Source organism: Bacillus sp. NPDC094077, assembly GCF_050279465.1.
Taxonomy (GTDB): domain Bacteria; phylum Bacillota; class Bacilli; order Bacillales; family Bacillaceae_G; genus Bacillus_A.
The window spans coordinates 905661-915490 of the sequence record NZ_JBNNUF010000001.1 but is presented as its reverse complement, the minus strand read 5'-3'; the positions used below and the strand labels follow the sequence as shown (position 1 = coordinate 915490).

At 37.3% G+C, this 9830-nt stretch carries 12 protein-coding genes and 1 pseudogene; 10 read left to right on the top strand and 3 right to left on the bottom strand.

Going from position 1 to position 9830, the window contains the following annotated elements; genetic code table 11:
* A pseudogene (gene exsA / locus ACQKNR_RS04790) lies at positions 1 to 530 on the top strand (spore coat assembly protein ExsA); the annotation flags it as partial.
* Positions 531 to 858: 328 nt separating this feature from the next.
* Entirely contained in the window at positions 859 to 1533 is a 675-nt protein-coding gene (locus ACQKNR_RS04785; RefSeq protein WP_427315729.1) for a YhcN/YlaJ family sporulation lipoprotein, read from the top strand.
* 29 nt (positions 1534 to 1562) lie between these two features.
* Here ACQKNR_RS04785 and ACQKNR_RS04780 read toward each other — a convergent pair whose 3' ends face one another.
* Positions 1563 to 1997 (bottom strand): branched-chain amino acid ABC transporter substrate-binding protein, encoded by a 435-nt coding sequence (locus ACQKNR_RS04780; RefSeq protein WP_427315727.1) that lies wholly within the window; start codon positions 1995 to 1997, stop codon positions 1563 to 1565.
* Between the two features lie 638 nt (positions 1998 to 2635).
* Between ACQKNR_RS04780 and ACQKNR_RS04775 the strand changes: the two genes are divergently transcribed.
* A complete protein-coding gene (locus tag ACQKNR_RS04775) occupies positions 2636 to 3166 on the top strand; it encodes a BofC C-terminal domain-containing protein (protein ID WP_427315725.1) in 531 nt (176 codons plus the stop codon).
* A 13-nt stretch (positions 3167 to 3179) separates the two neighbouring features.
* Here the strand turns inward: ACQKNR_RS04775 and ACQKNR_RS04770 are convergent, their stop codons facing one another.
* Positions 3180 to 4124 (bottom strand): iron-hydroxamate ABC transporter substrate-binding protein, encoded by a 945-nt coding sequence (locus ACQKNR_RS04770; RefSeq protein WP_427315723.1) that lies wholly within the window; start codon positions 4122 to 4124, stop codon positions 3180 to 3182.
* Between the two features lie 188 nt (positions 4125 to 4312).
* On the opposite strand from ACQKNR_RS04770, the gene ruvA reads away from it, so the two are divergent.
* The 6 genes from ruvA to yajC are packed head-to-tail and all read left to right on the top strand — an operon-like array spanning position 4313 to position 8646.
* The gene (ruvA, locus tag ACQKNR_RS04765) at positions 4313 to 4930 is read left to right on the top strand and encodes a Holliday junction DNA helicase RuvA (RefSeq protein ID WP_193410459.1); all 618 of its coding nucleotides are present in this window, start codon (positions 4313 to 4315) and stop codon (positions 4928 to 4930) included.
* A gap of 5 nt (positions 4931 to 4935) precedes the next feature.
* A complete protein-coding gene (ruvB, locus tag ACQKNR_RS04760; RefSeq protein WP_427315721.1) occupies positions 4936 to 5937 on the top strand; it encodes a Holliday junction branch migration DNA helicase RuvB in 1002 nt (333 codons plus the stop codon).
* The gene (locus ACQKNR_RS04755) at positions 5934 to 6134 is read left to right on the top strand and encodes a DUF2905 domain-containing protein (RefSeq protein WP_427315719.1); all 201 of its coding nucleotides are present in this window, start codon (positions 5934 to 5936) and stop codon (positions 6132 to 6134) included. Before ruvB ends, ACQKNR_RS04755 begins: the two co-directional genes overlap by 4 nt.
* Positions 6135 to 6153: 19 nt before the next feature.
* Positions 6154 to 7206, top strand: coding sequence for a tRNA preQ1(34) S-adenosylmethionine ribosyltransferase-isomerase QueA (queA, locus tag ACQKNR_RS04750; RefSeq protein WP_427315717.1), 1053 nt, complete (start codon positions 6154 to 6156; stop codon positions 7204 to 7206).
* A 12-nt stretch (positions 7207 to 7218) separates the two neighbouring features.
* Positions 7219 to 8358 (top strand): tRNA guanosine(34) transglycosylase Tgt, encoded by a 1140-nt coding sequence (gene tgt / locus ACQKNR_RS04745; protein ID WP_000125372.1) that lies wholly within the window; start codon positions 7219 to 7221, stop codon positions 8356 to 8358.
* 27 nt (positions 8359 to 8385) lie between these two features.
* A complete protein-coding gene (gene yajC / locus ACQKNR_RS04740) occupies positions 8386 to 8646 on the top strand; it encodes a preprotein translocase subunit YajC (protein WP_427315715.1) in 261 nt (86 codons plus the stop codon).
* Positions 8647 to 8682: 36 nt separating this feature from the next.
* Here the strand turns inward: yajC and ACQKNR_RS04735 are convergent, their stop codons facing one another.
* Positions 8683 to 9066 (bottom strand): TIGR04086 family membrane protein, encoded by a 384-nt coding sequence (locus tag ACQKNR_RS04735; RefSeq protein ID WP_427315713.1) that lies wholly within the window; start codon positions 9064 to 9066, stop codon positions 8683 to 8685.
* 103 nt (positions 9067 to 9169) lie between these two features.
* Between ACQKNR_RS04735 and ACQKNR_RS04730 the strand changes: the two genes are divergently transcribed.
* Complete coding sequence (locus ACQKNR_RS04730) at positions 9170 to 9826, top strand: DUF421 domain-containing protein (protein ID WP_427315711.1); 657 nt, start codon at positions 9170 to 9172, stop codon at positions 9824 to 9826.
* Positions 9827 to 9830 lie beyond the last annotated feature (4 nt).

Here is a 9830-nt window from a genome sequence, read left to right as displayed (position 1 = left end):
ACATGATGCCGATAATGGATAACAACCAAATGCCGAACATGATGCCGATAATGGATAACAACCAAATGCCGAGCATGATGCCGATAATGGATAACAACCAAATGCCGAACATGATGCCGATAATGGATAACAACCAAATGCCGAGCATGATGCCGATAATGGATAACAACCAAATGCCGAACATGATGCCGCCAAATCCGTATTATCAACAACAAAATCCATCCTACAATATGCCATATCAGCAAGGAGCGCCATTTGGGCCGCAATACACGTCTATGCCAAACCCAAATATGATGCCAATGGATAATAATATGCCGCCACTCGTACAAGGTGAGGAAGATTGTGGATGCGGAGGAGAGAGTAGGTTATATAGTCCGCAACCTGGGGGACCACAATATGCGAATCCTTTATATTATCAACCAACTCAGTCAGCATATGCACCACAGCCAGGGACAATGTATTATCAACCAGATCCACCAAATGTATTTGGAGAGCCAGTTTCAGAAGAAGAGGACGAAGAGGAAGTTTAAAAAAGGTGGGATTATTCCCGCCTTTTTTGCATTTATCCCGCTATTTGTGGGCAGTAAGACTCCCACCTCAAAATTCGGCGAATGCGAGGGAGTTAGGAGATCAACTGCCCGTAAAAGCCCGATTGGTTCAACTAATAATCAGTGGGGGATGGACAAAACCCCTACTGATTAAAGTTTCACTTTATGTTAATTAAGAAAATAAATGTTTTTCATTAAGTGTTAGAAAATTCCCAGTGAAATATTAACAGTGTAAAAACCTTCTCTGTTACTCATCATAAGAGGGAGCTTTTCAAAAGAGGAGTTCATTCTAATAGAGGGGGTTTTTCTATTGAATACGAAAGTAAAAGTGATTGCTGCTTCTTTGTTAGTTACCAGTGCGTTAGCTGCATGTGGTACACCTAAAGAGAAAAGCGCGATGGACGGGCGTAATTATAATTATGAGCGTACATCTTATAATGATACACATCCATATCGTGGTAATGTAACGCGTAACGATCGTTATACAGATTATGTAACATACCGAAATGGAAACAGAGCAACAGACAATGTGTATGATAACCGTAACGGTACTGGATATAATTATTACCGTGATGTAAATTACAACGGGCAAATCGCGAATCCGCACCCAACTCGTAATATTACAATGAACAATTCATACATTAACAATGATGGTAAAACTGCAGAAAAAATTACGAATCGTGTGAAACGTATGAATAACGTAGATCGAGTATCTACAGTTGTATATGGAAACGATGTAGCGATTGCGGTAAAACCACGTAATACAGTGACAGATGAAACAGCGATGGCAAACGAAATTCGTCAAGCTGTTACGAATGAAGCTGGAAACAGAAACGTGTACGTCTCTGTAAGAAATGACATGTTTACTCGTGTTGATGCAATGAGTACGCGTCTACGTAACGGTACAGTTACAAACGATTTTAATCGTGACATAACAAATATGTTCCGAGACATTCGTTACGGCCTAACTGGTACTGTGCGATAACAATAAAGAGGAAGGGGATCCCTTCCTCTTTATTCATTTTCGTCTTGTAAACGACGCTTTTTAATAAAATAACTAACGGAGTAAGAAACTAAAAAACATATGAAGAGAATACTACCTGTTAGAATAGCTTCAAACAGAGGTCTTTCTGGACTGAAAATGATATAAATAATAGCCATAATAATTCCAACGATAAGGGAACGTAAGACAAGTTTGTAATAAGGAGTTAACTGTATTTCCTTTTCACTTTCTTCTACATCGATTGAAACACTTAACTGTAAATAACTAAATAACATACTTGTAAGAATAAATAATAACCATAATGGAGATTTCGTAATTTGATCCATTCCTTCAGTGACTCCGATATAGCCTAAAATTCCGATTATACCAATGTATTGAAAAAGAAAGGCAATACGTATGTTTTTTAACGTTTGCAGTATAAGACGTTCATCTTTTATTTTTTTCACAATATCCATCTCCTGTTTATTATGATTTCGCTGTTATATCGATTGTAACATATATATTGCATTTATCAATTTATAATTTACATAAAAATATTTGGATGAAAGAGGGAATAAAATATTTTTATAAACATGTTGCGCTTATACGCTATTAATGTTATATTAGCAAAGCGATGAGCTAATTTACGTAAGACGAGAGATATGCTTAAGTGCTAAACACGCGAATGTGGTCGCCTGGTCTCTCGCCGTAAACGCATCAAGACGCCTGCTTTGCAGGCGTCTTTCATTTTATATGAATGTAAGGAGAAGACTGGAGGAATCCAAGCTTCTCTTTTTTGTTCGTTCTAAAGTCAGAAAATAAAGTTATTTACAAGTGTATGGAGCAATTGTTACGTGGCAACAATTAGGTGGAATGCTAATTGTGCTAATTGGTGTTTACATAGCAACGATGGAATCTAATAAAGACAAAAAGCTAATTGCACATAATAGCTGCAATTCTAAGTAAGTAGAAATAGTATAAAGAAGTACAAATAATCGAATTCTATAATTCTTAATGGTGACATGCTATGAATTAGGGATAAAACCCCCATTTCCGGAAAAACTACTAATGAAAGTTTGATTTTGCCTAGAAGAGGTGAACGGAAATGAAATGGATACTGATTGCAGTACAAGCATTCGTTATGATGTTTTGTTTAGTTTATGAAACGAGTGCGAGGGCGGAAGGGCCAGTACCAGAAGTAACAGAGAAGGAACCTCAAGTTACGATTTTATTAGAGCGTATGTATGTTGATGGTGAAGTAAGTGAAGAAATACTGACAGAAAAAGTAGCGGATTTAGAAAAGTTTTTACAGCAATATAAAGAGTGGCAACTCGTTGATCGTGATGATGTACAAATCGTATTGCAAAAGAAAATTGATGATATTTCTCCGTTATTGAAGACGAGTGGTTATTTTGGTGTTTCAGAGGAAGGGATATTACAAATTTTCAAAGGTGTGCCCAAAAGTGACAACGCAATTCATTCGTTCTTTCGAATTGATATGAAAAAGCTTGAGAGTTATGAGCGTGCGAAACTGAAGCGTGGTATTCGTATAAAATCAAAAGAGGGTTTTGTGAAGACGATTGAAAAAATGAAGCAATACGCAGTGCAAAGTAAGCAAAAAAGCAGCTCATGGTGAGCTGCTTTTTTGCTTACTTATTTTTATCTAAGATTTCTTTTGCGATTTCATCAATTAGCATATCTTTCCCAATTGGATTGAATGCTTTCGTATTAAAGACTTCATTTGATACTTCGTATACGTGCTTACTTTTTACTGCTTTATTATCTTTCCAAACGGCACTGTTTTTATAGTCTTCGTAAACTTTGTCAGCTTCGCCGCCGAAGTTTACAATAAACATTTGGTCAGGCTGGAATGCAACAAGGCCTTCTAGTGATACTTGTGCCATCGTTTGTTTTAAATCTGTACCTTTTGTTGCTGGAAGTTTTAAGTCGTTAAAGATGATGTCACCGTATCCGAAGCTACCGTATACACGGAAGTTTTGTGGTGTAACTGCAACGAACATAAAGTTCTCATCTTTTGTTTTCTCTTTAATTTTTTTAGATAAAGAGTCTGCCTTTTTATCGTAGTCTGCAATCCATTTATCTGCTTTCTTTTCTTCGCCAAATAGTTTACCTACTTCTTTAAATTTACCGCGCCAGTCTTCTAAATTTGTTTCTAGAACAACTGTCGGTGCTACTTTTTCTAATTGATCATAAATTTTTAATTGACGATTGTTTAAAATAATTAAGTCTGGTTTTAAAGCCGTAACAGCTTCTAAATCAACTTTAGGTGCCCAGTACCAGCCGACAGCTTTTACTCCGTCTAGCTTGTCTGTTAAGTGCTTTTGAATTTTATCTTTATATGTATTTGCTGTACCAACAGGTTTGTGTCCAAGAAGTAATAATTCTTCTGTTGATCCAGATAAGTCAACAATTCTCTTTGGATTTACTGGAATTGTAGCTTCCCCTTTAGCGTGTTTTACAACTTTTGTTTTCGGTTGTTCTTTTGCTTTCGATTCTTCTTTTTGAGAAGAACAGCCAACGATAGAAAGAACAACTAGCATAATAGTAAATAAAATAAATAACTTACGTTTCATCCTAATGTAACCCCTTTAATTAATATTGATAATCATTATCGACTTCTGTATATTAAGATGCTTTATACTTTCTGTCAATGGAAAATAACAGAAGTTTTAAATAGAGAACATTTGTTGGGGTAGTCTCGCTTTTCTGTCATTAAATATGTTAAAATGGAATACATGATTTAAGAGGGAGAGATCGTATTTTGTTTGAATATGTTACAGGTTACGTGGAGTATGTAGGACCCGAATATGTCGTAATTGACCATAATGGAATTGGTTATCAAATTTTCACACCAAATCCGTATGTATTTCAAAGAAGTAAGCAAGAAATCCGTGTCTATACATATCATTATGTGAGAGAAGATATTATGGCACTTTACGGGTTTAAAACACGTGAAGAGCGTTTATTATTTACAAAGTTGTTAGGTGTGTCTGGTATTGGACCAAAAGGCGCTCTTGCAATTTTAGCTTCTGGTCAAACAGGACAGGTTGTTCAAGCAATTGAACATGAAGATGAGAAGTTTTTAGTGAAGTTCCCGGGTGTCGGAAAGAAAACAGCGCGCCAAATGATTTTAGATTTAAAAGGAAAACTAGCAGATGTCGTACCAGATGCATTTGTTGATTTATTCTCAGATGTAGAACGTTTTGATGAGAAGAAAGGTTCATCAGCTGAGCTTGATGAGGCACTGGAGGCCCTGCGCGCACTTGGATACGCAGAACGAGAAGTTTCTCGCGTTGTACCAGAGTTATTAAAAGAATCATTAACGACGGATCAGTATATTAAAAAGGCACTTAGTCTTTTACTAAATGGTAAGAGGTGAGTATAATGGACGAACGTCTCCTTTCAGGGGAATCTGCATATGAAGATGCGGATTTAGAGTATTCGTTGCGGCCACAGACGCTCCGTCAGTATATTGGCCAAGATAAGGCGAAACATAATTTAGAGGTGTTTATTGAAGCCGCGAAAATGCGTGAAGAAACGTTAGATCACGTGCTTTTATATGGACCTCCAGGACTTGGTAAAACGACGCTTGCGAATATTATTGCAAATGAAATGGGCGTTAATATTCGAACAACATCTGGTCCAGCAATTGAAAGACCAGGAGATTTAGCGGCTGTATTAACAGCGCTTCAGCCAGGGGATGTATTATTTATTGATGAAATTCATCGTTTGCATAGATCGATTGAAGAAGTACTGTATCCTGCAATGGAAGACTTTTGTCTTGATATCGTAATTGGAAAAGGACCGTCAGCTCGCTCTGTACGTTTAGACTTACCTCCATTTACATTAGTTGGGGCGACAACACGCGCCGGGGCACTATCAGCACCACTTCGTGACCGTTTCGGTGTGCTTTCACGATTAGAGTATTATACAGTAGATCAGCTGTCTGCGATTGTTGAACGTACAGCAGAAGTGTTCGAAGTTGAAATTGATTCGTTAGCAGCGTTAGAAATTGCAAGACGTGCCCGTGGTACACCTCGTATTGCGAATCGTCTATTACGACGTGTACGTGATTTCGCACAAGTTCGTGGTAACGGAACGATTACGATGGAAATTACACAAATGGCGCTAGAGTTATTGCAAGTTGATAAATTAGGGCTCGATCATATTGATCATAAATTATTGCTTGGTATTATTGAAAAGTTCCGTGGTGGTCCAGTTGGATTAGAAACCGTGTCGGCAACGATTGGGGAAGAATCTCATACGATTGAAGATGTGTATGAGCCGTATTTATTACAAATTGGCTTTTTACAACGAACACCGCGAGGCCGAATCGTAACGCCACTTGCGTATGAGCATTTCGGAATGGAGATGCCGCAACCATGACGGAGATGCCAAAATTGCTTATTACAGCAGGTATCTTACTCATTGTTATTGGGTTAGCTTGGAAGTTCATTGGAAGGCTTCCAGGCGATATTTTTGTGAAAAAAGGAAACGTTACCTTTTATTTTCCTATCATTACATGTATTGTGTTAAGTATTGTACTATCTTTTATTATGTATATAATAAATCGATTTAAATAAGAAATAGGTGGATATAGTTATGGATATTAATCTGTTTGATTTTCATTTACCAGAAGAACTTATTGCACAAGTCCCGCTAGAAGATCGTGAAACATCAAGATTGATGGTGTTAGACCGTGAAACAGGTGACATTGAGCATAAACATTTTACGGATATTCTTTCTTACTTACATGAAGGGGATTGCTTAGTTTTAAATGAAACGAAAGTTATGCCAGCTCGCTTGCACGGTGTGAAAGAAGATACAGGCGCACACATTGAAGTGCTTCTTTTAAAACAAGAGGAAGGCGATAAGTGGGAAACGCTTGTTAAGCCAGCGAAACGTGTAAAAGAAGGAACTGTTATTTCTTTTGGCGAAGGGAAATTAAAAGCAACTTGCATTGGAACTGCAGATCAAGGTGGACGTCAGCTTGAATTTTCATATGACGGCATCTTCTATGAAATTTTAGATGAACTTGGTGAAATGCCACTTCCTCCATATATTAAAGAGACGCTGGAAGATCGCGATCGCTATCAAACAGTATATGCGAAAGAAATCGGTTCAGCAGCAGCGCCGACTGCGGGGCTTCACTTTACAGAAGAGCTACTTGAGAAGTTGAAGCAAAAAGGCGTTCAATTAGCATTTATTACACTGCATGTAGGGCTTGGAACATTTAGACCAGTTTCTGCAGATACGATTGAAGAACACCATATGCACGCAGAATATTACCATATGTCTGAAGAGACAGCTGCATTATTAAATCGTGTGAAAGAGAATGGTGGACGTATTATTACTGTAGGTACGACGTCAACTCGTACGTTAGAAACAATTGCGACAGATCATGACGGTAAGCTTTGCGCGGCTTCTGGCTGGACAGATATTTTTATGTACCCAGGTTATGAATTTAAAGCAATTGATGGTTTAATTACAAACTTCCACTTACCGAAATCAACATTAATCATGCTTGTAAGTGCATTCGCAAATAGAGATAATGTACTTCATGCTTATAATGAAGCAGTAAAAGAAAAATATCGTTTCTTTAGCTTTGGTGATGCGATGTTCGTTGCATCTCGCGCTAAAATGAGAAACAAATAAAAGGAGTAAATTATGACAGCAATTCGTTATGAATTTATTAAGACATGTAAACAAACGGGTGCCCGTTTAGGTCGTGTGCATACGCCGCACGGTTCATTTGATACACCGACATTTATGCCAGTTGGTACACTTGCAACAGTTAAAACGATGTCACCAGAAGAATTGAAAGCAATGGATTCTGGTATTATTTTAAGTAATACGTATCATTTATGGCTACGTCCAGGTCACGAAATTGTTCGTGAAGCAGGCGGTTTGCATAAATTTATGAACTGGGATCGTGCAATCTTAACGGATTCTGGTGGTTTCCAAGTATTTAGTTTAAGTGACTTTCGCCGTATTGAAGAGGAAGGTGTTCACTTCCGTAATCACTTAAATGGAGATAAATTATTCTTATCACCAGAAAAAGCGATGGAAATTCAAAATGCATTAGGTTCAGATATTATGATGGCATTTGACGAGTGTCCACCGTTCCCAGCTACTTTTGAATATATGAAGAAGTCTGTAGAGCGTACAAGCCGCTGGGCAGAACGTTGCTTAAAAGCACATGAACGTCCACAAGATCAAGGTTTATTCGGTATTGTACAGGGCGGAGAGTTTGAAGAGCTTCGTCGTCAAAGTGCAAAAGACCTTGTTTCAATGGACTTCCCTGGTTATGCTGTAGGTGGTTTATCTGTTGGTGAACCAAAAGATATTATGAACCGTGTACTTGAGTTTACAACACCACTTCTTCCAGATAATAAGCCACGTTACTTAATGGGAGTGGGTTCTCCTGACTCATTAATTGATGGTGCAATTCGTGGTATTGATATGTTTGACTGCGTACTTCCAACTCGTATCGCTCGAAATGGTACATGTATGACAAGTGAAGGCCGCCTAGTTGTAAAAAATGCGAAATTCGCAAGAGACTTCGGTCCACTTGATCCAAACTGTGATTGCTACACATGTAAAAATTATTCTCGTGCGTACATTCGTCACTTAATGAAATGTGATGAAACGTTCGGAATTCGTTTAACGTCTTATCACAACCTTCATTTTCTGTTAAACTTAATGGAGCAGGTGAGACAAGCTATTCGTGAAGACCGTCTTGGCGATTTCCGCGAAGAATTCTTTGAACAGTATGGCTTTAATAAACCGAATGCTAAAAACTTCTAATACATAATTTAAAAGGAGGAACAAAAGATGAATCCAGGTATGATGAATATCATTATGATCGTTGCGATGTTTGCGATTTTCTATTTCTTATTAATTCGCCCGCAACAAAAGCGTCAAAAAGCAGTTGCTCAAATGCAAAGTGAGTTGGCAAAAGGTGATGCAATCGTAACAATCGGTGGTTTACACGGTACAATTGAATCAGTAGATGAAACGAAAATCGTTATTAAATCTGGTGGCTCACACTTAACTTTCGATCGTAATGCGATTCGTGAAGTTGTGAAAAACTAATGAGGAAGGCCCTGCATGAAATGTGCAGGGCTTTTTTTAGTTATTTTGCTTTGACATATTTACACCGAAAATACCACCGAGTGTACTCGCACCCATTAATGCTAATTGATAAAGTAACTGTGAGTTCGATAAAGTTTGAGAAAAGCCCAAATAGTTAACGAGAAAAACAAGTATGGAGAATGTAAGTCCTGTTGTGAAACCTACTAACCAACCTTTCCCTTGTGCCTTTTTTCCTGCAATAAACCCAGACATAAGCATAGATAAAAGAGCGAGTATAAAAATAGTAACGGCTAATGTCCCTTCATTTATATTCGTAAACTTTAATAAAAGAGCCATAACCATGCTAGTCATAGATGCGAGGATAAGTAGGGTAACAATACCGAAGCCAATTGCAGTTGATAATTTTTTCGTTCCATCCATTTATGCATTCCCCCTTTTTAATACAAGCATATTTTCCTTTTGCTCAAGTTAGACTAGTTTCTTTTTTATAGGGGAATCTATAAATAAAAAAGGAGATGTAGAAATGGAATGGGTATCAATAATTGGGCGAACAATGCTTTTATATATAATCATTTTGATTATTTTTCGCCTGATGGGTAAACGTGAAATTGGAGAATTAAGTGTATTAGATTTAGTTGTATTCATTATGCTTGGCGAAATGGCTGTCGTTGCCATTGAAAATACAGATAAATCACTTTGGCACCAATTAGTTCCGATGACTTTTCTTATGTGCATCCAAATCATATTGTCAGTCATTTCTTTAAAGTTTCAGCGTTTTCGACATTTAATAGAAGGAGAACCGGCTATTCTTATAAATGCGGGAAAGATTGATGAAAAAAAGATGCGGAAGCAGCGATATAACATAGATGATTTAATGATGCAACTAAGAGAGCAAGGGGTCGGAGATGTGCGTGATGTAGAATACGCTATTTTAGAACCATCAGGAAAGCTATCTATTTTTCAAAAACAAAAAAGTAAAAAGAGTAAAAATGATACGCCGGTTTTTACACTCCCATTAATTATTGATGGGGAAATTCAATTTAATCATTTGCAAATGATTGAACATACAGACGAATGGCTCATTGAAAAATTAAAAAACTTAGGTTATAACGATATAACAAAAATTTTATACTGTAGCTTTCAAAACGGACAATTCTTTGTTGATTTGAAAGGAAATTAGAAGC

Bases quoted from the DNA above. Each gene is read 5' to 3' on its own strand.
- ACQKNR_RS04775 (WP_427315725.1), top strand. From the start codon at position 2,636: ATGAAATGGATACTGATTGCAGTACAAGCATTCGTTATGATGTTTTGT.
- ACQKNR_RS04770 (WP_427315723.1), bottom strand. From the start codon at position 4,124: ATGAAACGTAAGTTATTTATTTTATTTACTATTATGCTAGTTGTTCTT.
- ruvB (WP_427315721.1), top strand. From the start codon at position 4,936: ATGGACGAACGTCTCCTTTCAGGGGAATCTGCATATGAAGATGCGGAT.
- ACQKNR_RS04755 (WP_427315719.1), top strand. From the start codon at position 5,934: ATGACGGAGATGCCAAAATTGCTTATTACAGCAGGTATCTTACTCATT.
- queA (WP_427315717.1), top strand. From the start codon at position 6,154: ATGGATATTAATCTGTTTGATTTTCATTTACCAGAAGAACTTATTGCA.
- tgt (WP_000125372.1), top strand. From the start codon at position 7,219: ATGACAGCAATTCGTTATGAATTTATTAAGACATGTAAACAAACGGGT.
- yajC (WP_427315715.1), top strand. From the start codon at position 8,386: ATGAATCCAGGTATGATGAATATCATTATGATCGTTGCGATGTTTGCG.
- ACQKNR_RS04735 (WP_427315713.1), bottom strand. From the start codon at position 9,066: ATGGATGGAACGAAAAAATTATCAACTGCAATTGGCTTCGGTATTGTT.
- ACQKNR_RS04730 (WP_427315711.1), top strand. From the start codon at position 9,170: ATGGAATGGGTATCAATAATTGGGCGAACAATGCTTTTATATATAATC.